We start from the raw sequence: 23,352 nt of genomic DNA on the forward strand, positions 1-23,352 counted from the left end.
ATTTTCGGCCTTGATCTGCCGGTCTAATCCTGGGCCAAGGAAGAACATATCACCGAAGAAGATATCAGCGAGCGCATTACCCGCGAAGTCGAAACCAAGATGGCCACGAAAAAGGCTATGTACGGCGACGCATTATGGCAGGAAGTCGAAAAATCGCAGTTGCTGCGGGTGCTCGATATGTCATGGAAAGACCATTTATTGTCGCTGGATCATTTGCGTCATGGCGTGCGCCTGTCGGCCTATGCGCAGCGCGATCCATTGATGGAATATAAACGCGAAGCGTTCAATTTGTTCCATGAAATGCTGGGCCGCATGCGTGAAACCGTTACCATGATTCTGGCCAAAGCGGAAATCAATCCCGTCGTGGTCGAGGCATTCCAACAAGCGATGAGCGCCACCCAGCAACCCATGGCGCAAACATTGAATTTTAGCGCAGCCCAGCAACCGCAGAAAATGCAATTTTCCGGCCCAGCTAAGGAAGAATCGCGGGGCCAAGGCGCATTTGGTGGTGGCAATAGTGGCGCAGATAATGCCGGCGGCAACCGCGCCCAGCGCCGGGCATTGAAAAAGAAATAATTCTATCGGGGTACGCGGCTAAAATCTCTTAACCGTAATGTACCAGCGGGGCTGGTGATTTCCATTAATATCGGAGGGCTGTTCTGATCAGTCAAACATAATGTAGTGGTACAATGTGAAGGGACTACTGTAGACACTTCTAAAAGTAAAGCAGATGGTGGGCCAAATCCGCTAACATCTAGTATTCCTTCCCACCCTTGACGTGTTTGATGAGCATCGATAACCTGAACATTAGAAAGCAATCCCAATCTGCTCAATACATTTTGCAGACATGCTTTTCCCGCCGGCCCTATACCTTTGTAATCGCGGGCTAGTATATCCACGCTACCTTCGCCGCAATTAATCCAATTCGCCAGTTCTTGCAACGTGGTAAAACCGCGCAAAGTTTTTGGTGGAACGGCGTTGGAGCAAGGATGCGTTAAAGCGGGAATCAGTTTTTTTGTAACTGATCTAGGCACATTGAGCTCCAATTTCAAAGCATCACTCATAGACAAGGCCGCAACCTTGCTACAATATTCTGCGGGTAAATATACAGGCAATCCATCTTTCGCAACCGAGGGCAAAGACGGGGCAACGGCTACACTCATACATCCTCATCGATTGAATTTATATGTATCCTTTATAAATACATATTTAAAGGTTGTCAAGCTTGGCCCTGATTCTAATAAAACCCATTCTTGGAATGGCTAACTGTTCACGCTGTGTTACAGGATCTATAAAAATCCAGTGGAAATGATACTGTAATAATTATTTCTTCTTATTCGCCGCGATGCGTTTGGCGGGATCGTTTTCGTTGGTTTGGATCAAATTGCGGTATTTATCGCGCAAAGTTTCAACGATACGATATTGTTCCTTAGGCAGCGCGGCCAAATCGCGGAAAGAAATTTCCTTGGCCAATTCCGCAATTTGCAATTCCAGCTCGATGCGTTGCCCGGAAGAACCGTGCTCTTTTTCCGCTTCGTCCAATTTGGATTTGATTGAATCCACCTTGCGTTTTAGATCCTCGCGGCTATAAGGGCCACCGCCGGTTTGCATATGCGCGGTAAAACCTTCGATGGCGGTGCGCACGGCCCCCGGCAGGCTGAGCTTTAAAATGCCGGATCGCGCCGGATTATTCAGCGGCCCGAACGACCAGCCCTTAATTGTTCCATAGGCGTCCGGATCCTTGGACATATTTTCGGCCGCCGCATCGACGCCATTACTCATCGCCAAGCTTGCGAATTTCTGAAAAGCTTTATCGGGTTCCTGAAAAATATCCGCCAAACGTTGCCGGAAACCCAAAATATATTCTTCGGCACGCCGGGTCATATCCAGATGGCTGCGCAACGTATCCAGCGTTTTGCCGTAACTGCGCAAATCCTCCAGCTGCGCAAACAGCTGAAGCAATGAATTGATTTTATCTTTAGCTTCCGGATTTTCGGTGTTCATGAATCCATCGATTATTAATAATAACACGATCTTACCCAGAACGGGCGGCAAAAATCCAGAGTTTTCCTGGTTTTAATTATGTTTTTCCTCGGCTGCTTTCTGCCGTTCCAATAAAACCACACTTAATGGCACCACCATATATTCACTATTTTCTATGGCCACCAACCATTCTTTTAACGCTGAAATAGTGTTAGGCCGAGGATGGCCGATGGCAATCGCGGTGCCTTGCTTGCGGGCGGCTTTTTCCAGTTTTTTAAATTCCTCTTTTATTTTTTCGCTGTTATCCACATCATCCAGAAACACATCGCGCGCGCCGCTTAACATTCCCATCTCCTGCGCCTTTTTTCCGGCAACGCTTTTTGCGGATGTCATCGAATCGACGAAAATCAGATCGCGTTTTTTGATTTCTTCCAACACTACGCCCATGCGATGTGCGTCAGCGGTAAAAAAACTGCCCATGTGATTGTTTATGCCAATATAAGAATCCCATTTGTCCAGATTTTCATGCAAATTCGCCAGAATTTCTTCGTCGGTCATATCGGTCATCAACGCATTCGGCCCCGGATGCGCGTCCACATCTTCGGCTTCCATCGGCACATGCGCCATGACTTCGTGCCCTGCCGCGCGCGCGGCATTGGCTTGGCGTTGTAAATTCGGGGCATATGGCAAGAATGAAATGGTCAGCGGCGATTTCACATCGATAATTTCTTTGGTACGATTCGCATTCACGCCGGCATCGTCAAAAATAATCGCAATCAGTTTTTTATCGCGGTAGGCATAAGGCGGCAGGATAATCGCATTTTCTTTCCATCCCTTGGATGGTTTATCCGCCAATATTGGCGCGGGTTGCGGTTCGGTTGGCGTTGTCAACGGCGGCGTTATAGGTGCGGCATGTTCCGATGGCGTTTGCGGCGTTTCCATATGCGGTGCGGACGCTGGTTCGACATGCGTTTCGGGGGCCGTGACTTGTTGTTGCGGCACTAATATCGATGTAACTTGCTGCGCGGTGTGATCTTTGGCGACAAAATATCCGACCGACACGCCCACCGCCACCGCCAAGCCATAAACAAAGAAAATCCCGATTATGATGCGTAAAACAATCTTCCAAGGATTTCTTTTGCCGGTCATGATTATCCTGTATTGACGAAATGTTAGAACTAAAGTAGAACATAAATGTACCGGTTTTGTTCGATACCGGACATGATGGATTTTTAAATTACTATGCCCTTCCCCAGGGTGCAATCCCGGCGCCATACCGCGGACAAGAGAGGTGTTTCATGTTAACTTCAAAACAACACTCGTTATTGGTGTATATCGACGATTATATAAAAGAAAACGGCGTATGCCCATCGTTCGAAGAAATGATGAAGGCGATCAAGTTGCGCTCCAAATCCGGCGTGCATCGTTTGATCATGGCGCTGGAAGAACGCGGATTTTTACGCCGCCTGCCCAACCGCGCCCGCGCCCTCGAAGTCGTCAAATTGCCGATGGCCGACCAAAAAGAAGATAAATCGAAAAAGAAAAATGTGCTCGCCGCTTATGCCAGTTTGGTGCAAGTGCCATTGCTGGGTAAAATTGCCGCCGGCAATCCAATCGAAGCGATTGAAAACGCCAATAGCAATATTGACGTACCGCCATCCCTGCTGGGCCGTGGCCAACATTACGCGCTGATGGTCGAAGGCGATTCGATGATCGACGAAGGCATTTATGACGGCGATATCGCCATCATTCAATATGTGCATACCGCCGAAAATGGTCAGATCGTAGTAGCGTTGGTGGACGAAGAAGATGTCACCTTAAAAACCTTGCAGCGCCGTAAAAACGATATGATCGATCTGATCCCGGCGAACGATGCGCACAAAACCCAGACTTATCACAGCAAACAAGTTAAGGTTCAGGGCGTGTTGAAGGGCTTGTTACGCCGATACTAATATCATTGGCTACCCTCCCCTTGAGGGAGGGTCAAAGTTGCAATAGCAACTTTGGGGTGGGGACATAGTATTGATATTAAGTTTGCTTTTAATTGTTAGACAAAATCCCCACCCCAAAATTTCTGACGAAATTTTGTGCCCTCCCTCAAGGGGAGGGCAACTATTTTTGAGGGCGCCATGGGCGGCCACGCGATGCCGCATCAACAGGCTCTGCATACCACTGCCCATTTTGTAACGACAAACTGGTTACGCCATTTTCCTTGAAATAGGCGCGGTCCATAATAATTTTCGCGCCGCAATTGCGTGGCGCATACATTGCCGTGACAATCACATCCACTTGTCCGCAATCTTCAACAAAGGCTGCCGGCTTTCGAACAAAACTGACGCGCCGCTCGCCAATATTGTAAATACAAGCCAACGCGTCGCAACGCACTTGCCGATTGCCGCCTTGCCACAGGCTTTCATCGCGCCAATCCAAACTGTCCGCCTGGCCGTAATATTTATTCCAAATCTGGGCGATGAATTTTTCCCGTTTTACATTCGATAGCGCCAGCAACCCCTGCTCGGTCCGCACCGCCAATAATTCCGCATCATCCGCCACCATTACATCCGGCAACACAATATGCCAGGCTAGTATAAGGCCGATGGCAATCGGAATAAGTCCAAAATAACGCCAAGGCCGCAGCCATAACATCAACCATAATCCGCCAAATACCATCCACAAAACGCTGGCCGCGGTGATTGCCGGAATAATAATTTGCGATCCCGGCATTTGCGCAATGGTTTTGGCGATATTCAATAATCCATCAACGCCCATGCCCATCAATTGCAACGGCCCATATTCCAAGCCTAACGGCATGGCGAGCAATACGATAACGACAAGCGGCATAATCCAAAATGTTACTAATGGCCCTGCAAGCGTATTCGCCAAAATTCCTTGAAAGGTCAGTTGATGAAAATGATAGGCAATCAGCGGCGCGGTTGCGAGGCTGGCGATAAAAGAAGTCATCGCCGATAACACGAAATATTCCGCGACTTTGATATACCAGGCGCGCGGCGCGCGATGTTGCCGTTGCCAAGTTTCATAGGCAGCAATCAACGCCACCACCGCTGCGAACGATAATTGAAAACTAACATGCATTACGCTTTCGGGGCGCAGCAATAAAATAATCATCGCCGCCACTGCTACCAAGCGCATCGATAGCGCCTCGCGGTCCAGCAATACGGCTAAAAACACAATCGCGATCATTACAAAAGCGCGTTGGGTCGGCACATCAAAACCGGAAATCAATAAATAGATAAAGGCGCCCGCGAGCGCCGCCAATGCCGCTATTTTTTTAGCCCAGACCGAAAACCCCGGAATCCATAGTAATAAGAACCGCAACAGAAAAAATACGAATCCACCAAATAGGGTTAAATGCAGTCCCGATACCGATAAAATATGTTGCAATCCCGATTGCCGCAAATCCTGCATCGCATCCATCGAAACGCCGCTTTGTTCCGATGTGATCAAGGCCGCCGTTACCGCCGCGGTATCGCCATCCAAATACCGATACACATCCTGAATAATGTTGTCACGCAAGGCCTCGACCCACATCATGAAACCGCCAGCCTCGTTCCGCCGTAGAATCTCCACATTCCCCATGGCGAATCCAACGCCGCCAATACCGTCAAAATATAATTGCCGAGCAAAATCATACCCGCCTGGCGTTGTCGGCCCGTTTGGCGGGGATACCATCGCCAGAACTTTAACGCGATCGCCTACCTGCACCTCGCCCGCCGTGCGCAGTTTCAATCTGATTTGTTGCGGCAATATAGGGTGGTAACTTTTCCGGGCATCGAATTGCACATCGAACCATAAATCGCTCAAAACTATCCGCCCACTTTCTTCCGCCCGGTCGATCGACCGCACCGTGCCCTCGATACTCACCGGGCCGATTTCCTGGGATAGCAATCGCGTGGCAAGGCTTTGGGTACGCCATTGCGCTACGAACAGGCCCAGCGCCAGCATCGTAGCGGCGATAAAGACCGCCTCCAGCCAGACTTTGTTGCCGGACATACGGTTGGCGATCACAAACCCGCCCATGCTGATAACCAGCAAAAACCCGGCGATAAAGATAGACGGCTCGACCGGCAGCAGGAAATAGGTCGCAATGCCAGCCCCCAATAAAACCGGAAGCCAGTAAAACATCCTCGCCTGTTCGGCGGTGAACTGGGCGGAAAAGTAATGATATATTTTTTGAAAAACGGTCACGCAGTTGAGCCAAATTAATGTTACCCTCCCCTTGAGGGAGGGTCAAAGCCGCCGTGAGCAAGGGTTGGTGTGGCGGCTTGCGCAAACATAGGCGGGTTTGGGGTGGGGATGCGGTGGTAAATATTATAAATCCTGTTGATTGGATAGGCTGAAGTCCCCACCCCAAAAATGCTGCCGCATTTTTGACCCTCCCTCAAGGGGAGGGTAATTTCTTTTTGTAAAACGATTCTCATTCTAAAACTCCATCTTTATTAAAGCACGCTTTTGGTCTATAAGCGAAGTGGAATTTATAACGCGCTAAGGAAGCCCAATTCTATGACCATCGTTACCCGTTTCGCCCCATCGCCCACCGGATTTTTGCATATCGGTAGCGCCCGTACTGCCTTGTTCAATTGGCTGTTCGCTCGCGGTAAAGGCGGTAAGTTTTTATTGCGCATCGAAGATACCGATCAAGAACGCTCCACGCCCCAAGCGGTCGATGCCATTTTTAAAAGCATGAACTGGCTCGAATTGGATTGGGATGGCGAAGTGGTTTACCAGATGGCAAGATCATCCCGCCATGCCGAAGTCGCGCGTGAAATGCTAGCCAAGGGTAACGCCTATTATTGTTATTGCAGCCCCGAAGAATTGGAAGAAATGCGCGCCAAAGCCCAAGCCGAAGGCCGCCAGCCGCGTTACGATGGCACTTGGAGAAATCGCGATCCCAAGGATGCTCCCGCAGGTGTGAAACCGGTGATAAGATTAAAGGCACCGCAGACCGGTACTAATACTATTCATGACGAAGTACAGGGTGAGGTTACCGTATCGAACGAACAGTTGGACGATATGATTTTACTGCGATCCGATGGCACGCCGACTTATAATTTGGCGGTGGTTGTGGACGATCATGATATGAATATTACTCACGTAATTCGTGGTGACGATCATTTAAACAACGCCTTTCGCCAATATCAGATTTACAAAGCGATGGATTGGAAAGTGCCGTCTTTTTCGCATATCCCCTTGATTCATGGACCCGATGGCGCAAAATTATCGAAGCGCCATGGCGCGTTGGGAGTAGAAGCGTACCGCGATATGGGTTACCTGCCCGAAGCGATGCGCAATTATCTGCTGCGTTTGGGCTGGGGCCATGGCGATACGGAAATTGTGTCAATGGCAGAAGCGCAAAAGATATTTTCACTGTCCGGTATTGGCCAGGCGCCGTCGCGGCTCGATTTCGATAAATTGAATTCGGTCAACGCGCATTATATCCAGGCCGCAGACGATCAGCGTTTATTAAATCTGACTATCCCTCACATCGAATCGGAATTGGGCACGCCATTGAACGATTTTCAAAAAGCGCGCTTGTTAAAAGGCATGAAGGGATTAAAACCCCGCGCTAAAACGATTTTAGAATTGGCCAAGGCTGCCCTGTTTTATGTGCGCCCATTGCCATTGCCGATGGATGAACCCGCCCGCGCCGCCATTAACGACAATACCAAACCGAAATTACAAGCGGTGTTGGGCATTTTGCAATCGTTGAACGATTGGTCGGTGACCACCATCGAACTCGCCATCAAAGATTATCTAAAAACCAACAATCTGAAACTAGGCGATTTAGGCCCCGCCCTGCGCGCCGCGCTGACCGGTACGTTGCAAAGCCCGGCCTTGTTCGAAGTGATGGAAGTACTGGGCCGCGAAGAAGTGCAAAAACGCTTGCAAGCCGCTTAGACCAAGGATAACATTATTGCTCATTTAGGGAAATTATTATGACGCATTTACACCCCCATACAAACGAAGCCGGTCTTGCCGTTGCAAAATGTTTACTGGATATCAAAGCGGTCAATCTGCGCCCCGATCAACCTTATACGCTGACATCGGGCTGGGCTTCGCCGACATATATCGATTGCCGCAAAGTGATTTCATTTCCAAAAGTGCGTCAGACCATCATCGGTTACATGGCCGAAGTCGCGAATAAAATCGGCAAAAATAAAATCGATGCGGTAGCGGGCGGTGAAACCGCCGGCATTCCATACAGCGCCTGGCTGGCTGAAAAAATGGATATGCCGATGCTGTATGTGCGCAAAAAGCCGAAAGGTTTCGGCCGCGGCGCGCAGATCGAAGGCGATTTCAAAGAAGGCCAAAAGATTTTATTGGTCGAAGATTTGGCCACTGACGGTGCCAGCAAAGTGGCGTTCGTCAACGCATTGCGCGATGGCGGCACCGTTGTGACCGATTGTGTGGTTGTATTTTATTACGGCGTGTTCCCATCCACCGGCCAATTGGAAAGTGCGAATGTGAACATGCATTATTTATGCACTTGGGAACATATTCTAGAAGCGGCAAGCGCGGGAAAATATTTCGATGATATCACTATCGCCAAGGTACGCGAATTTTTGAAAGATCCCGCCAAATGGTCCGAATCCCATGGCGGCGCCAGTATCGAAACCGCAAAACTGTCGTCGGTAATGGCGAGCAAGTTGTAAATTTGAATCAGCATTTTTCTCCCTCCCCCTTGTGGGGAGGGATAGTTATTCTTAGGCGCGATAGCGCCTTAGAATAACTTGGGTGGGGGTATGCGGTGATAGAGATTTACCCCCACCAAGAAAATCTAAGTAAACTAGCGTTTACTAAGATTTTCTACCCTCCCCACAAGGGGGAGGGCGATATGTTAATACCTAACGACTGATTTCTAATTCCCGAAAATGCCTTTTTTAATATCCTCAAACCCTTTTTTGACGGTGCCTTTACTGATGCTTTTCAGGCCCTTTTCGATCAGGTTGCTGGGCAATTTGGCATCCAGGTTTTTGGACAGGCTGTTCATCACGATCTCACTGGCTTCCGCCACGGTGACAGTCTTGCCTTCACGGCCAATATCGCGCAAATGAATATCGGCGATCTGAATCCGTTGCGATGCGGTTTGCCCGGCGAAATTGAACATCGGCGTTGCCGCGATATCGGTAATGTCCAGATTGCGGATAATCAGCTCGCGCGGCGGCTTGGTCTTGCCGCTAACTTTACTTTCTTTTGCCGGTGGCGGCGAAATAACTTTCACTACATTGTCAACGTTATTGCCATTTTCATTCACCTCGTAATAAACGCTTAGTCCGTTCAAGGCAATGCGATCCACCACCAATACCGGTTCCATCAAACTGTGAATGTCGAAATGCGCTTCACCTTCGGTCAAATGCAGCAAATGCGGGCTGTTAAATCCGGTCGGATTGCCGATGGTCAAACTGCGGATCGCGATCTGTCCGCTGGTCAAGGTTAAATTCAAACCGCCAATATGCACCGGCACTTTTAAATTATTGGTGGCCACCCGTTCGATCATGGTTTTGACGATCCAGTTTTTGCCGACATTGACCGCCAACACAATGACCGCCAGAATAACCAGCACGGTCAGCAAGGATTTCTTTTTGCCCTTTCTGCGATTACGCGCCATAAAACTTCTCCCTATTTCTTTTTATTGATTAGACCGTGGGTCAATGCCTCGCGTTCGTCGAACACAAAACATTCCCCTTGCCAAAGGCTTTGGTCGGCGGGAACATCCTCGAGATATTTTAAGATTCCGCCTTGCAGATGATAGACTTCTTTGAAGCCTTGTTGCAGCAAAAAAGAAGTCGCTTTCTCGCATCTTATCCCGCCGGTGCAAAACATGGCGATCGGCCGGTCTTTTTTATCGGCCAAGTGCGCTTCGACATAGGCTGGAAACTGGCCGAAACTGGTCGTTTTAGGATCAATCGCCCCCTTGAACGTTCCGGCGGCGTATTCATAATCATTGCGCGTGTCGACCAAAATCACATCCTCGCGGCTGATCAAGTCGTTCCAATCCTTCGGTGCGACGTAATTGCCCACCAAATTGCTTGGATCCACGGGTTGTTTCATAGTTACAATTTCCGGTTTCACCCGGATTTTCAACCGGCCAAACGGCATGGTAGCGGCGGCGGATGTTTTCCAGGTTAAATCCGCCAATTCGGGATGGGATTTGATGTAATCTAGCGCGTTGGCGATGCCATCTTCTGGCCCGGCGATAGTCGCGTTAATGCCTTCCTCCGCCAGCAAAATAATACCGCGCACGCCATTTTCTTCGCACACCAGGCGAATGGGATCCAACATCTCGCGGCATCGCGGCAAAGCGACGAATTTATAAAATGTAACTACCGATAACATATTAATTCCAATATCTTATAAGACATTGTTTATTTAATTTTTTCACGCCTGTAAAGGGGATATTGTCTGATTCTACCCTCCCCTTGCGGGAGGGTCAAAGCCGCGAAGCGGGTTTGGGGTGGGGATGCGGTGGTTGATATTATAGACAATCTTAATTAGATAGACTGAAATCCCCACCCCAAAATTTGCGTTGCAAATTTTGACCCTCCCTCAAGGGGAGGGTAATTATTTAATTGTCAATCATCACTTTGGTATATTTATAAAGCGCATTATAAACGCCCAGCAAATCCCTGGAATTATTGCGTAATTTTTTGATGGCGCGTTGATGTTTTTGAACCGTTACGCCATCGCCACGCTGAATCGGGCCAGTTAGGGCAGCGCGTGGGCCAATCGCAATGGTATTGCGCAAGGTGGCATGCAAAATCGGCGCCAAAGCCGCCCGGAATTCCGATTCGCGCAAGCCGATTTGCGCGGCAATATCGCCCGACGCCCCAACCAATGTTGTCAGGTAATTTGCAGCCATGCACACCGCGCCATGATAAGCATTCTTTTGATCCGGTTTTACGGTCACCATTTTCCCGCGCAATTTTTGGATAATCGGCTTCATCGTGGCCAGCGCCCTGCCCCGCCCCTCGCAAAACCAATAAGTTCCCGGCAAGGCGCGTAAACCCGATTTCAAATTTGGAAAACTTTGCAGCGGATGGCAACTCGCGGTGAACACGCCCTTACGGCGCAGCGGCGATAATAAATCGCTATTCTCGCTGCCGCTGCAATGCACCGCGACCGCGCCTTTTTTCCATTCCAGCCGCGCCAGCGATTTCGCCGTTTTTGCAATATTTTGATCTTGGGTGGCAATGAAAACGATATCGGCATCACCTACATCCGGTTTCTGCCCACGCCCAAAAGCGCGCACATTAAATCCCGCTTTATGCAGCGCAGTCCGCAATACGCCGCCTAATTTACCATTACCGATAATGACGATTTGTTTTTTTGATTTCATTTTATTTTTTGCCCAATATCCGCCGCATATTGATCTGCATTGCCACTGTGAATAACCATATCGATCATTATATCCGGATTCATCTGGTTACGGAACCAGGTATATTGCCGTTTGGCATATTGACGGGTTTTGGTTTTCGCCATGGCCACCGCTTCATCCCGCGCCATTTCGCCGCGCAAAAACGCGCGCAGCTCTGGAATTCCTTTGGCTTTTAGCGCGGTATTGTTCGGTAAACTGGGCATAGCCTCGATGGCTTTTACTTCATCCAGCGCGCCGGATTTCAGCATCGCATCGAACCGCGTCTCGCACCGTGCATAAATTTCCGCGCGCGGAGGCAACAACGTAATCAGCGTGTACCGCATTTCATTTTGCCCGGCGCGGTTGCCTTGAAAATTGGCCAGCGATTGTCCGGTCTGCATAATAACTTCCAATGCCCGCGCGGTGCGTTGTTTATCATTCGGTTTCAATCGCGCCGCCATCACTGGATCGCGGGATAATAATTCGCGGCGCAACCCTTCGACCCCATCCGAATCCAAAATTTCCTGTACTTTGGCGCGGGTGGCCGCATCGACATCGGGAATATCCGATAGCCCATCCATCAACGCGCGGAAATATAATCCAGTCCCGCCCACCAGAATCGGCAACTTGCCTTGCGCCAGGACATCCGCAATTTTGGCAGAAGCCAGTTTTTGCCACGATGCGGCGCTGGATTGCGCGGCAATGGACATTACGCCATATAATTCGTGCGGCGCCATTTTTTGTTCCGCCGTATCGGGCTGACCGGATAAAATTGGAATTTCCCGATACAATTGCATCGAATCGGCGTTAATCAGTACGCCCCCCACCCGCCGCGCCAATGCCAAGGCCAAGGCCGATTTCCCGCTGGAAGTCGGTCCGCCGATTACAATTGTATGTGGATAAGTGCCCTGATTTGCCATTGTCACGAAACTATCATTTGTCATCGTGTTTTTGAACCTTATTCTTTTATCCATAACAGGGAGGATTGTTCCATGAAGCTGAAAACGCAACCAACCCCAAAAGGACCTTTGGTTACACCTGTGAAACCAACCAGATATGCGTTAAGACAGGCGGCACAAAGAAGAGCCGCAAGCGCCGCGACGCTATAAAGCGCAAGACGCGAAATTGCCCATGCGATTGGCGGCCATTTAAGCCACATGAATGGCCAATTCAAAAAAGCGGCATCTACCGCCGCCGCAAGAAAATTCTGCCGTGAAAATGGGCGATAGATAAAAACAAAAAAGCCGGGAATAATCCCGGCTTTTCAAGGTTACAGGGGAGCTACTAGTTATTCGGATCCTCTAATTTAAGAGCGACAAAGCGCACATCCCCGGCCCTGTTCAACAGCAACAATACCGAATTGCGTTTGTCTTTTTTTGCTTTTTCAATTTTGGCGATCGCTTCGTCTGGCGAGGAAATATCTTCCTGCGCCACCTGCACGATCACATCGCCCGCGCGGATACCCTGCTCCGCGGCGTTTGATGTTCCATCAAGTCCGATAATCACCGCGCCAGATTTTACATCGGCGGGAATTTCAAACCGTTGGCGCAAGGCCTGAGTAATTGGCGACAAGGACAAGCCAATCACCCGGGATTTCGCGACCGGTTTTTCAACCGGCTTTTTGCCGCTGGCCGGAACCAGATCCTTTTCCTCGTCCTCGTTCAATTGCGCGATCTTAATGCGCGCGGTCTGCTCGCGGCCTTTGCGCCAGAAAGTGACATTGACGTCCTGGCCGATATCGGTGTCGGCAACGATGCGCGGCAATTTTTTCATCTCGTCGATTTCCTTGCCGTTAAAACCGGTGATAATATCGCCGACTTCCAATTTGCCAGTAGCCGGGCTGTTGGGGGAAATACCCGCAACCAATGCGCCACGCGCGCCGCCTTTCAAATTAAAGTTTTCGGCGATTTCCGGCGTTACGCCTTGGATACGCACGCCAAGCCAGCCGCGTTTGGCATGGCCGAATTTCTGCAATTGTTCGATAACCGGTTTGGCGGAATTCGATGGTATCGCGAAACCGATACCGATGCTGCCGCCCGAGGGCGAGAAAATGGCGGTGTTAATGCCAACCACTTCGCCTTTGGTATTGAACATCGGGCCGCCCGAATTGCCGCGATTGATCGACGCATCGGTTTGAATAAAGTCATCATAAGGTCCGGCGTTGATATCCCGCGCTCGCGCGGAAATGATACCGGCGGTAATGGTGCCGCCAAGACCGAATGGATTGCCGATGGCAAGCACCCACTCGCCCACCCGCGCGGAATCGGAATCGCCCCAGGAAACATAGGGAAGTTTCTTATCGGTTTTGACTTTTAACAAAGCCAAATCCATTTTCTTGTCGCGGCCGACAATTTCGGCCTTCAGTTCGGAATTATCGTGCAAGATAACGGTAATTTCATCGGCGTCGTCAATCACGTGATTATTGGTCACGATATAGCCGCTGGGATCGATAATGAAACCGGAACCAAGCGCGGTGGATTTTTGCGGCACAGCGCGGCCGCCATCCATACCTTGCATTTGCTGGTCAAAGAAATCTTTAAAAAACTCCTCGAACGGAGATCCCGGCGGGAATTGCGGTAAATCCGGCATTGTCCTGCGATTTTCTTTTACAATCTGAGTGGTGGATACGTTTACCACCGCCGGCAACAGCTTGTCGGCCAGGCTGGCAAAGCTTGGCATAACCACCATATCGGCCGCGCCAGTCGGAGCCCGCAAAGGTTCCGCCGCGAATGAAGGCATCGCGATTGCAGCGATAACAAGGAAAACAAAAATGTTGAAAGTTTTTCTGATTTTCTTGATTGGGTCAAACATTGACATACTCCGTTAAAATATTTGGGTCATTTTAAGACAAATCTTGTGGCAAAATTATGGAAGGCTATTTGGGGATTATTTTTGCTATTTCAAGGCATAGACCAAGGCCACGCCAAAAGCCGCCACAATGGTTCCAAACAAGCGGATTTGATCGGGCCCGATATCCCGAATCGCTTCTAACAAAGCTTTAGCCTGCGCCGGAAAAATGGCATAAATCAGGCCTTCGATGACCAACATCATGCCAAATCCAGCCAGCAGATAATGCCCGAATCCTTCCATATTAATAATTCTTCAGATATTTCATAAAATCGCTTTCGGGCGACAAGACCATGGTGTTATCGCCATTCGTCATCGATTCCCGGTACGCCTGAAGCGTGCGATAAAGCTGAAAGAATTTTGGATCGCGGCTGTAGGCATCGGCCAGAATTCTGGTTTTCGACGCATCTCCATCGCCGCGCAGAATTTGCGATTCCTTGTTCGCGTCGGCCAGCAATACGGTGCGTTCCTTATCCGCCGAGGCACGAATTTGCGTCGCCTTTTCCGCGCCTTGCGCGCGCGCTTCCTTGGCACGCTGTTCGCGGTCTGCTTTCATCCTGGCAAAGGTTGAAGCGCTAACCTCTGGCGGCAATTCGGATCTGCCGATACGAATATCGATAACTTCGATGCCGAAATTTTTGGCATCCGCCTTCATCGATTCTTTTACCGCCGCCATGATGTCATCGCGTTTATCGGACAATAAATCCGCAACCGTGATTTTCGCCATTTCGTTGCGCATTTTATTGTTCAAGGTCGGGCCAAGCCGGTTATTCAGCCCGTCTTCATTGCGCGCAGAGACATAGAATTTAAATGGATCGACGATTTTATAACGCGCATACAAATCGATATTGATGCGCAGTTGATCGCTTAACAATACCGGCGCTTCTGGGGGATCGAGATCCAAAATGCGGGTTTCGAAAAACATCACATCCTGAACGAACGGCAATTTCATATGCAAACCAGGATCTTTTTCGGTGCGAACCAAGGCGCCGAATTGCATCACCACGGTTTGTTCCGTTTGTGGGACAATATAAAACGTGTTGGTTGTCAAAACAAACAGCGCAAAAGCAATAACCAAATAAAAAGCTTTATGAATTTTCATTATTGCACCTCTGCCGGTTGGTTATTGCCCGGCACGTTTGGCCGTTTCATCAAATCCTGCAACGGCAAGAATGGAACCACATTGCCCACCGCTTTACCGTCGACATAAATTTTGCTGGATTTTTTCAAAATTTCTTGCATCGTTTCAATATAAAGACGTTTTGCGGTCAAATCGCTGGATGCCTTGTAGGCGTTATAAACCTGTACAAAACCTTGTGCCTCGCCTTCCGCCTCGCGCACCACTTGTTCTTTATAAGCGGCGGCATCGAGTTTTATTTTCTCCGCTTCGCCCCGCGCGCGGGGAACGATATCGCTGCGATAGGCTTCGGCCTGATTGATTTCGCGTTCCGCATCCTGTTCGGCGCGCTGCACATCGTTAAACGCATCGATAACTTCGGCTGGCGGGTCAATTTTTTGCGGCAACACATCGACAATCAAAACGCCGGCACCATAACTGTCCAGAATGGATTGCAACATTTCTTTTGCTTTCAGCCCCAATTCCTCGCGGCCGCCGCGCACGATATTGTCAAACGTGCGCTGACCGACCAATTCGCGCATAATACTTTCGCCGGCGGCGCGGATGGTGGCCTGCGGATCGCGGATTTGAAACAGGAATTTAACCGGATCGTCGATGCGCCACATAATCCGGAAATGCATATTCAAAATGTTCCGGTCCTGGGTCAACATTTGCCCGGCAGGCGATGTCCCGGCCAATTCACGGCGCGACTGGCCCGACGAGCCGACACCCACGTCGATTTGATTGACGATACCGGTATTGGGTTTCAACACGGTTTCGATCGGAAACGGCAGATGCATATGCAATCCCGGCGCCACTTTACGGTCGAACTTGCCAAAACGCAGCACGACGCCTTCTTCGCCGCCCGAAACACTATATACGCCGGACAGAATCCACAGCGCAAAAACAGCCAGCGCGATCATGCCCCATAATTTTTTGCCATCAACCGGCGGCATCGCCTTGCGGAACATATCTTCAAAATCCGGAGGCAGACCGCCGCCATTGTTTCCGCCGCCTGGTTTATTGCCACGCGATGATTCCTTGCGCCCCCAACCGCTCGACGAACCTTTATTATTATCGCCGGGTGGCGGATCTCCCCAGGGGTTAACTTGATGGATCGTCGGTTTTGGCTTTAACATGGAAAACATGGTTGGAATAACCCTGGATAATGACTTTGGATTAATAAGAAAAAATGCTAGATAGAGACAAAGGAAATGACAGTTTAAACATCATGCGTCTGGCTGGCAAATTTAATTTTTTCGATAGACTGCGATTCAGGCAACGCCGCTCCACACCTTGGAACGTGGCGGATATCCAATATTTGCTGGACAGCGCCGACATGTCCTTGGCGCGGGTGTTGGATGTGCAGGATTTATCCACAAGCGGTGGCAAAATCATACTGTTCCTGGAAATAAACGGCGAGCAATTGTCCCATCGCCAAAAAGTGGAAAAGAAAATCCGCTTAATTCTGGGGCCGCACATTCCGCCGCACCAATTGCAAATTATCATGACCGCGCACCGTGCCGAACCGGCATCGCCGAAACAAGAAATTCCCTGGGGCATTCGCAATGTTAAAAAAATAATTGCGATAGCATCCGGCAAAGGCGGCGTTGGCAAATCGACGACCGCCGTTAATTTGTCCGTCGCCCTGGCCCAATCGGGACAAAAAGTCGGTTTGCTCGATTGCGATATTTACGGTCCATCGATTCCGCGCATGATGGGCATCAATCGCCGTCCGGAGATTTCGCCGGATAAAAAAATGATTCCGCCGGTCGCGCATAATGTCAAATTAATGTCGATGGGTTTTTTGGTGCCGGAAAATTCTGCCAACATTTGGCGTGGGCCAATGGTAATGGGCGCGGTTACGCAAATGCTGGGCGAAGTGGATTGGGGCGATCTGGATATTCTAATCGTCGATATGCCGCCCGGCACCGGCGATGCGCAATTGACATTGGCGCAACGCGCGCCGCTGGCCGGCGCGATTATCGTATCGACGCCGCAAGACATCGCCCTGATCGATGCGCGCAAGGCCGTCGCGATGTTTCAAAAAGTAAACGTGCCGATTTTAGGCATCATCGAAAATATGAGTTATTTTGAATGCCCACATTGCCATGAACACACGCATATTTTTGCCCATGGCGGCGCGCGCGCGGAGGCCGAAAAACTAGGGGTTGAATTTTTGGGGGAGATTCCGCTGGATATTAAAATTCGGGAAAATAGTGACGCCGGTCGACCCCTGGCCACACCTTTCGATGCCATCGCCCAATCTGTTTTGCAGTCCGTTTTAGAATCGGCTTAGGAGCCAACCCCATCCAACCCGGATCCGCAAACTAGCGCGCAGACTTTTTCATGGGCGCGGACTTTGACCTTGCCGGTTTGCAAGGCGGCGATGGCCGCCGCTCCAGCGAGTTCCGCTGCGATGCCCATTTCAAACCACAACCATTCGGCCGCCTGTTTCATTTCTTCGTCGCTGACCAATACGATTTTTTCCACATGTTTGCGGACAATTTCAAAATTGGTGCGCGTGGTCTGGCTCATCGATAATGTGCCGGCGCGCGTGTTGACCGACGACAATTTCACCAATTTGTCCTGGCGCAAGGATTGATATAATGTGGGCGCGCCGGTGGGTTCAACGCCGATAATCCGAATTTTTTTATTGATGCCGTGCGCGGCCAATCCCATCCCGCCGATCAAACCGCCGCCACCAATTGCGACCACCAGCACATCGACATCCGGCAAATCTTCGAGAATTTCGAGGGCCACGGTCCCCTGCCCCGCGATAACGCCACGATCGCCGAATGTATGGATAAACGGAATATTTTGAATTTTCGATTCTTCACGCGCATTCAACAGGGCCTCGTGAAAAATTGTGCCGCCCGTTACCGTTACGCCGCCAAATTCATGCATGTTATGGCGCTTGGCTGGATTGATCGATTCCGGCACATAGATCGTGGCGTGCGTTCCAGCCTGCATCGCGGCATAGGCGACCGCAATGCCGTGATTGCCGCCCGACGCCGTGATAACGCCATTTTTTAAATCCGATTTTGGCAGACTTAGCACGCGGGTCAATGCACCCCGCGCCTTGAAACTGCCGGTGACTTGCAAATTTTCCAATTTCAAAAATAAATTCCGCGCGCCTTTTATATCGTACAGCAAATTGCGCGCCGGGATTAACGGCGTGCGCCGCACGAACGGCGCGATCAATTGCCGCGCCAGCAAAACATCGTGAATCGACAAAGCGCGGCGATTGGCAGCGACGGATTTTGCCGGCAATTCCGGTTGGCGGCGCGAAGCCGCTTTGCCTTTTTTGAACAATAATTTTTTCATGAGCCGATAGGTAATAAAATCCGCGTAAACGAATCATATTCATTATCCCCGAATTGCGGCGGCAAATCACCACCGCCCGGCAGGAACGGCAAAAATATTGCGTTGCGGTGCGGCTGTCATGCCGCGCTTGGGCGGAGAAATCGATAGTGTGTCCATTTGATGCGATGAATCTATTGCATCGATTTAAAAATAAAACATTCCCCTCCCTTCGGGAGGGGTCGGGGGAGGGTAAGGCTCAGCATTGCAAATATCAAAATGAGTGGAATACAAAAAGATGGGAACCTTGCCCCCACCTAACCTCCCCCAAAGGGGGAGGAATATTTTAAACTTGATCCGCTACTGAAAAACCTAAGCGCTTTTGGCTTTTGGCAGGCTGGTGGCGTTATCGTTAATGCCCAGCGATTCGCAGAATTCTTTCCATTCGCGTTTACCAAGACCTGCGGTTTCCTCGGTGACTTTTTCGCCGGCCAGCATGCGTTTTAAAACCGTAACGCCCTGTTTGGAAATATTCAACGCGCCTTCGCGGTATTGGGTATAGGCTTCGAACGTATGCGGTACCCAGCGTTTCATGGTTTCCAATAATGTTTCGGCGTAAACGCGGATTTCATATTGCGCGTGCGGATCGGCGCGCAGACGGCAGAAATGCATTAAATTATGCAAATCGGTTTTCCAATACCATTGCGTATAGAAATTCAGATTCAAATTCATCCGCGCGAGTTCCCGCGCCAGGCCCGATTTGTTCGGATCCAGAATTTGCGGTTCGGTTTCTTCGCCGCCATCTTCGCCCTTTAAGTTCATCATTTCCATGTAATGTTGATAGCAGCGTTCGGAATCTTCGCGCAGGATTTTCAAAACTTTTTGCGCCTCGTCCCCTTGCAACACATCGCCGCGGCCCTGGCGGTTGGATTTGGATTGCACGCCCAATTGTTCCATTGCTGGAATATAAAACTCGCGGTCCATGATCGAATAACGCGCGGAATATTCATTCACGTTCGCGGTGCGGTGACGGATCCATTGCCGCGCGATGAAAATCGGCAATTTGATATGATATTTGATTTCGCACATTTCAAATGGCGTCGTGTGCCAATGACGCAGCAAGTAATTAATCAGGCCTTTGTCTTCTTGCACCTTTTTCGTGCCCTTGCCATACGATACGCGCGCAGCTTGTGTGATCGCAGAATCGTCGCCCATATAATCGACGACGCGAACGAAACCGTGATCCAAAACCGGCAACGGATTGTATAAAATCTCTTCGAGCGCCGGCACGGTGGCGCGGCGGGTTTGCGCCTGGCTGGCGCGGATTTGTTCGATTTCGGCTGCTTGCTGTTTGCTGACGGTCATGCGATTTTCCCCTTGTTAGACTTTATATTTATTAACGGAATACCCCGCGCTTGACCATATAGAACATATTCAAAATGACGGATCTGGTGGGTAAGTCAAAATATCCTACATTGACAATATCTTTAAAGGAAATAATATACAAAGTCACAACAACTTACCCATTATTGGAAAGCATATCCATGATCCCCGCCATTCAAAGAATTATCGACATTGACCCCAAAGCCGCATTGGTCGATTGCACTTTATTATGGCAGGCTTACTGGCAAGCTTTGTCTCCGCGGGAATTGGAGGAGATAGCAAAATCTTCTTCCACCGGCACAAGTACGGATAAAGCGGCGACAATCATAGGTTCTTTAGCCGACCCGCAAGCAATAAAAACAGCCTTCCGGGAAAAATTGCAGCAAACGGTACAAGCAGCAGGCACCCCCGCCGCCTTGCATCTGTTATTGCAACAATCAATAACACTATGTGAAGAAGAAACAAAAAGATTGCTGTGCTCCTTAAAGTCCACAACTATGGATGATAATAATTGGCAATCTCATCTGCTCAAAACGATGCGGGAACATGCCATTGTTGAAACCACGCCTTTGGCGGAATTGATTTATGCTCATGATCCTTCCGTACAAAACGTGGTAGGGAAATTGAAAAAGCTTTTGCCGCAATTAGATCGCCTTGTTCATGTGGATCAACTTTCACCTTGGTTTCCCGCGCTGGAAACTTATCCTATCATGATCTCTGCGGCGTTGACAGCGCTTACAGCCGGCAAACCGCCGCTGCCATTAGTAAAAGAAATTCTAAAAGATTTTAATTCCACATACTTATTATGCGCCCCGATGGCGGCGGTCAGCAATCTGGCTTTCCATTGCGACAAAAATCGCGCAAGTCCGGATACCGCTTTTTCCGAAGCGCAACTCAGCTATATGAGCCGCGATATTGGTAATTTTTTGAAAATAGTGACAAGCCAATACGCCTCCCCGGAAGCCTATGCGGCCTATAGCCAAAAACCAGGAGCCAACGAAGATTTGTCGGCAGAAGAATTGACGCTGCGCGACCGCAACATGGACGATTTTTTACAAAGAATGCGCACTCGCGGGTTTTACGATTATTGGGGACTTGTACTCGATATCAAAAAATCTCCGCTTCGATTCATCAAAGATTCCGCAAATCAAGCAACTTTGCCCTCTCAACCACGAAAGGTAGAAAAAATTTTTGCCTCTGCCGAAACGCAACCTCGGCTTATTCTGGATTGCTGCGATATTTTCGGCAGTTTAGTAGAGCAGGAAATTTGTCGCCTCATGCCGGGATTACTCGCGGAAAAACAGGCTTTATCCGCTTCGTCAGAGAGAACCGGCAAAATCAATTCTCTCCAGCTAGCTTTAAAAACTCGAATGGAACACTATCGTTAAAGATAAGTCTGAGCAGGCATTATTGGCCTATCGCCAAGCATTGTTTGGGCGATTTCAGCAGTGTGGATTTTTTTGCTAAGCGGTTATAAAATAGGCTTAGTGTTGATGTTCCGGCTTAATATACCCTTCCCACAAACGGGCCGCCGCAACATAGGGCACGTTATGAAACACTAACCCACGATCCGGTTTGTGACTGATCAAGTTGATGGATGGCGGCTCCGGCCAAATGCCGATCGGCTGCTTAGGTAACATGCGCAATTCCACCGCCGGGGCAATACTACCACCAATATGCGCCGGACGATTTTGCCACATTCCATGCACATTGCGGTGTACATGGCCGCAAATCACGCCCAGAATATTGGGATGCCGCGCAAACAATTCCGCCAAACGGTCTACCCCTTCCAAACAGCGAAATTCGTCCATCGCTTCGATACCGCTTAGAAACGGCGGATGGTGCGTGGCAATCAATACCGGTTTAGATCCAGACAATCGCAATTGTTCTTCTAGCCAAGTTAAGGTCTCAGGGCGCAACGCGCCAGCATGCTGGCCGTCTATTAAAGTATCTAGGGCAAAAATATCCATTGCCGGATTTTCGATTTTATAATCGATCAGCGGTTGTGTGCCAAGATAAGCGTGACCCGAAAAAACGGCGCGTAAATTAGTCCGGTTATCGTGATTTCCTGGCATAATAAAATAGGGAATTTGTAATTCATCTAAGATTCTTTTAGCGCGCTCATATTCTTCCATGGTGCCGGTACTATCCGCGATATCGCCGGTAATTAATGCAAATTGCGGCCTGGTTGGAATACGATTCAGGAAGGAAACCGCCTGGCGCAACCGAACGCCATTTGGATAATCTAACGATTCTTTTGTTTCGGTTGGAATATGTAAATCGGTCAATTGGGCAAATAACATGGGTTTCAAGGCCTTTATTACTGTCAATAGTAGTAGAATTTTCACCAAATTACATTATATTAATAACTGCCGGTTTACCGGCTATGACAATAAACACGTTATGAAATAGACGATACGGACCCGGGGGCGGTACCCGGCAGCTCCACCAGCCTTCGCTCGCTACGCGAGCTACGGCTCGGCAAGCCAGTCCAACTACCACAGCACAAGCAGTGTTAGTATAACAGGACGAAGGCTGTCGCGTCGAAGCCCGCAAGGGCGGAGACGGATTGTGAGAAATTAAAGACGGTCTTCATTAGGCAGTCTTTTCCGTTATGGGGCTGAAATAGGATCGACGTGCGTGATAAAGATAACGCTTTTGTCCGGCATGATACCACCGTTACCGGGTCATTTACTAAGTGCCAACGACAACGTTGCACCAGTCGCTTTAGCAGCCTAATAGCTGACTAACGACGCGGTTTTGGGTGATGAACCGGGCAACAGAATCATCACCCGCTTATTCGACATGTTGACCGGTTCATCCAGCCGGTCTAGGTTGGTTAGGCGGTGACCGGCAAATATAAAAACGTACCGGGCAACAGAGACACTGTTCGCTTATCTTGCCAAGAGTACCGGCGCAGTCCGCCGTAGCCTTGGCGAAGGCGGAGCGATAGAATGATCATCCGCTTTATTAGAGGACTAAAGGAAATCGATACGATGACAAAAGAATCCAAACCAGGAAAAGACGTGAAAGCCGCGAAGCCAGAAAGAAAGGCTCCGCCACAACCGGCTTATGTACAATTTCAAGGCGGCTTTCAAAGTGGCCGCAACAAATCCGGCAGCGCCGGGCAAGTATCCGGCGCAAGCTCTCCCATTCGGCGCGGCGGCTCCCGTGGCGGCGGCGGTGGTGGCGGTGGCGGAAGCAGCGGCGGTTAAGTTATTATATGGTGGCAAATAAGCCGCCATTCGTTACGCTTCTGTGTCTTTTGCGCCGCGAAAATGGCGCCAAGAAATAATATGCCGGTATTCTAATAAATTATTGCACTTGGTTTCAAGGAATGGTAACC

The 23,352-nt window shown here is 49.7% G+C and carries 23 protein-coding genes and 1 other RNA gene; 8 read left to right on the forward strand and 16 right to left on the reverse strand.

Features of this window, described 5'->3' with window-relative positions:
• Positions 1 to 48: 48 nt before the first annotated feature.
• Positions 49 to 576, forward strand: a complete 528-nt coding sequence (locus EYC62_09050; GenBank protein ID TAH32404.1) for a hypothetical protein — start codon at positions 49 to 51, stop codon at positions 574 to 576.
• Between the two features lie 2 nt (positions 577 to 578).
• Here EYC62_09050 and EYC62_09055 read toward each other — a convergent pair whose 3' ends face one another.
• From EYC62_09055 to EYC62_09065, 3 genes are all read right to left on the reverse strand, one after another.
• Positions 579 to 1,163, reverse strand: coding sequence for a hypothetical protein (locus EYC62_09055; protein TAH32405.1), 585 nt, complete (start codon positions 1,161 to 1,163; stop codon positions 579 to 581).
• Between the two features lie 160 nt (positions 1,164 to 1,323).
• On the reverse strand, positions 1,324 to 2,004 hold the full coding sequence (locus EYC62_09060) for a hypothetical protein (GenBank protein ID TAH32406.1): 681 nt from the start codon (positions 2,002 to 2,004) through the stop codon (positions 1,324 to 1,326).
• A 72-nt stretch (positions 2,005 to 2,076) separates the two neighbouring features.
• Positions 2,077 to 3,258 (reverse strand): divergent polysaccharide deacetylase family protein, encoded by a 1,182-nt coding sequence (locus EYC62_09065; GenBank protein ID TAH32407.1) that lies wholly within the window; start codon positions 3,256 to 3,258, stop codon positions 2,077 to 2,079.
• 23 nt (positions 3,259 to 3,281) lie between these two features.
• On the opposite strand from EYC62_09065, the gene lexA reads away from it, so the two are divergent.
• Positions 3,282 to 3,935, forward strand: coding sequence for a transcriptional repressor LexA (lexA, locus tag EYC62_09070; GenBank protein TAH32408.1), 654 nt, complete (start codon positions 3,282 to 3,284; stop codon positions 3,933 to 3,935).
• Between the two features lie 160 nt (positions 3,936 to 4,095).
• On the opposite strand, the gene EYC62_09075 is transcribed toward lexA, so the two are convergent.
• Together EYC62_09075 and EYC62_09080 are read right to left on the reverse strand one after the other, a co-directional pair.
• A complete protein-coding gene (locus EYC62_09075) occupies positions 4,096 to 6,126 on the reverse strand; it encodes a ComEC family competence protein (protein TAH32409.1) in 2,031 nt (676 codons plus the stop codon).
• Positions 6,127 to 6,209: 83 nt separating this feature from the next.
• Positions 6,210 to 6,422, reverse strand: coding sequence for a hypothetical protein (locus EYC62_09080; GenBank protein TAH32410.1), 213 nt, complete (start codon positions 6,420 to 6,422; stop codon positions 6,210 to 6,212).
• 82 nt (positions 6,423 to 6,504) lie between these two features.
• On the opposite strand from EYC62_09080, the gene EYC62_09085 reads away from it, so the two are divergent.
• Both EYC62_09085 and EYC62_09090 read left to right on the forward strand, forming a co-directional pair.
• Entirely contained in the window at positions 6,505 to 7,899 is a 1,395-nt protein-coding gene (locus EYC62_09085) for a glutamate--tRNA ligase (GenBank protein TAH32411.1), read from the forward strand.
• 38 nt (positions 7,900 to 7,937) lie between these two features.
• Positions 7,938 to 8,654 (forward strand): orotate phosphoribosyltransferase, encoded by a 717-nt coding sequence (locus EYC62_09090; GenBank protein ID TAH32412.1) that lies wholly within the window; start codon positions 7,938 to 7,940, stop codon positions 8,652 to 8,654.
• A gap of 206 nt (positions 8,655 to 8,860) precedes the next feature.
• Here the strand turns inward: EYC62_09090 and EYC62_09095 are convergent, their stop codons facing one another.
• From EYC62_09095 to hflK, 8 genes are all read right to left on the reverse strand, one after another.
• Positions 8,861 to 9,610: a hypothetical protein gene (locus EYC62_09095; GenBank protein ID TAH32413.1), complete on the reverse strand. Its 750-nt coding sequence runs from the start codon at positions 9,608 to 9,610 to the stop codon at positions 8,861 to 8,863.
• 11 nt (positions 9,611 to 9,621) lie between these two features.
• Entirely contained in the window at positions 9,622 to 10,338 is a 717-nt protein-coding gene (locus EYC62_09100) for a rhodanese-related sulfurtransferase (GenBank protein TAH32414.1), read from the reverse strand.
• A 229-nt stretch (positions 10,339 to 10,567) separates the two neighbouring features.
• Positions 10,568 to 11,338, reverse strand: coding sequence for a DUF2520 domain-containing protein (locus EYC62_09105; protein TAH32415.1), 771 nt, complete (start codon positions 11,336 to 11,338; stop codon positions 10,568 to 10,570).
• Positions 11,335 to 12,276: a tRNA (adenosine(37)-N6)-dimethylallyltransferase MiaA gene (gene miaA / locus EYC62_09110; protein ID TAH32431.1), complete on the reverse strand. Its 942-nt coding sequence runs from the start codon at positions 12,274 to 12,276 to the stop codon at positions 11,335 to 11,337. Before miaA ends, EYC62_09105 begins: the two co-directional genes overlap by 4 nt.
• Positions 12,277 to 12,640: 364 nt before the next feature.
• On the reverse strand, positions 12,641 to 14,167 hold the full coding sequence (locus tag EYC62_09115) for a Do family serine endopeptidase (GenBank protein ID TAH32416.1): 1,527 nt from the start codon (positions 14,165 to 14,167) through the stop codon (positions 12,641 to 12,643).
• A gap of 84 nt (positions 14,168 to 14,251) precedes the next feature.
• Complete coding sequence (locus EYC62_09120) at positions 14,252 to 14,446, reverse strand: DUF2065 domain-containing protein (protein TAH32417.1); 195 nt, start codon at positions 14,444 to 14,446, stop codon at positions 14,252 to 14,254.
• Between the two features lies 1 nt (position 14,447).
• Positions 14,448 to 15,305: a protease modulator HflC gene (gene hflC / locus EYC62_09125; GenBank protein ID TAH32418.1), complete on the reverse strand. Its 858-nt coding sequence runs from the start codon at positions 15,303 to 15,305 to the stop codon at positions 14,448 to 14,450.
• Positions 15,305 to 16,468, reverse strand: a complete 1,164-nt coding sequence (gene hflK, locus EYC62_09130; GenBank protein TAH32419.1) for an FtsH protease activity modulator HflK — start codon at positions 16,466 to 16,468, stop codon at positions 15,305 to 15,307. Before hflK ends, hflC begins: the two co-directional genes overlap by 1 nt.
• A gap of 191 nt (positions 16,469 to 16,659) precedes the next feature.
• Between hflK and EYC62_09135 the strand changes: the two genes are divergently transcribed.
• Positions 16,660 to 17,619 carry an ATP-binding protein gene (locus EYC62_09135; GenBank protein ID TAH32432.1) on the forward strand — a complete coding sequence of 320 codons (960 nt, stop codon included), beginning with the start codon at positions 16,660 to 16,662 and terminating at the stop codon, positions 17,617 to 17,619.
• Here EYC62_09135 and EYC62_09140 read toward each other — a convergent pair.
• Both EYC62_09140 and EYC62_09145 read right to left on the reverse strand, forming a co-directional pair.
• On the reverse strand, positions 17,616 to 18,647 hold the full coding sequence (locus EYC62_09140) for a pyridoxal-phosphate dependent enzyme (protein TAH32420.1): 1,032 nt from the start codon (positions 18,645 to 18,647) through the stop codon (positions 17,616 to 17,618). The genes EYC62_09135 and EYC62_09140 overlap by 4 nt on opposite strands.
• Positions 18,648 to 18,995: 348 nt before the next feature.
• Positions 18,996 to 19,988 (reverse strand): FAD-dependent thymidylate synthase, encoded by a 993-nt coding sequence (locus EYC62_09145; GenBank protein TAH32421.1) that lies wholly within the window; start codon positions 19,986 to 19,988, stop codon positions 18,996 to 18,998.
• A 74-nt stretch (positions 19,989 to 20,062) separates the two neighbouring features.
• Here EYC62_09145 and EYC62_09150 point away from each other — a divergent pair, with 74 nt between their 5' ends.
• Positions 20,063 to 21,394 (forward strand): hypothetical protein, encoded by a 1,332-nt coding sequence (locus EYC62_09150; protein TAH32422.1) that lies wholly within the window; start codon positions 20,063 to 20,065, stop codon positions 21,392 to 21,394.
• A 96-nt stretch (positions 21,395 to 21,490) separates the two neighbouring features.
• Here the strand turns inward: EYC62_09150 and EYC62_09155 are convergent, their stop codons facing one another.
• A complete protein-coding gene (locus tag EYC62_09155; protein TAH32423.1) occupies positions 21,491 to 22,309 on the reverse strand; it encodes a phosphodiesterase in 819 nt (272 codons plus the stop codon).
• A gap of 28 nt (positions 22,310 to 22,337) precedes the next feature.
• On the opposite strand from EYC62_09155, the gene ssrA reads away from it, so the two are divergent.
• Positions 22,338 to 22,801, forward strand: a transfer-messenger RNA (tmRNA) gene (ssrA, locus tag EYC62_09160).
• 159 nt (positions 22,802 to 22,960) lie between these two features.
• Positions 22,961 to 23,221 carry a hypothetical protein gene (locus EYC62_09165; protein ID TAH32424.1) on the forward strand — a complete coding sequence of 87 codons (261 nt, stop codon included), beginning with the start codon at positions 22,961 to 22,963 and terminating at the stop codon, positions 23,219 to 23,221.
• Positions 23,222 to 23,352: the final 131 nt, after the last annotated feature.

The organism is Alphaproteobacteria bacterium (genome assembly GCA_004295055.1).
Taxonomy (GTDB): Bacteria; Pseudomonadota; Alphaproteobacteria; order SHNJ01; family SHNJ01; genus SHNJ01.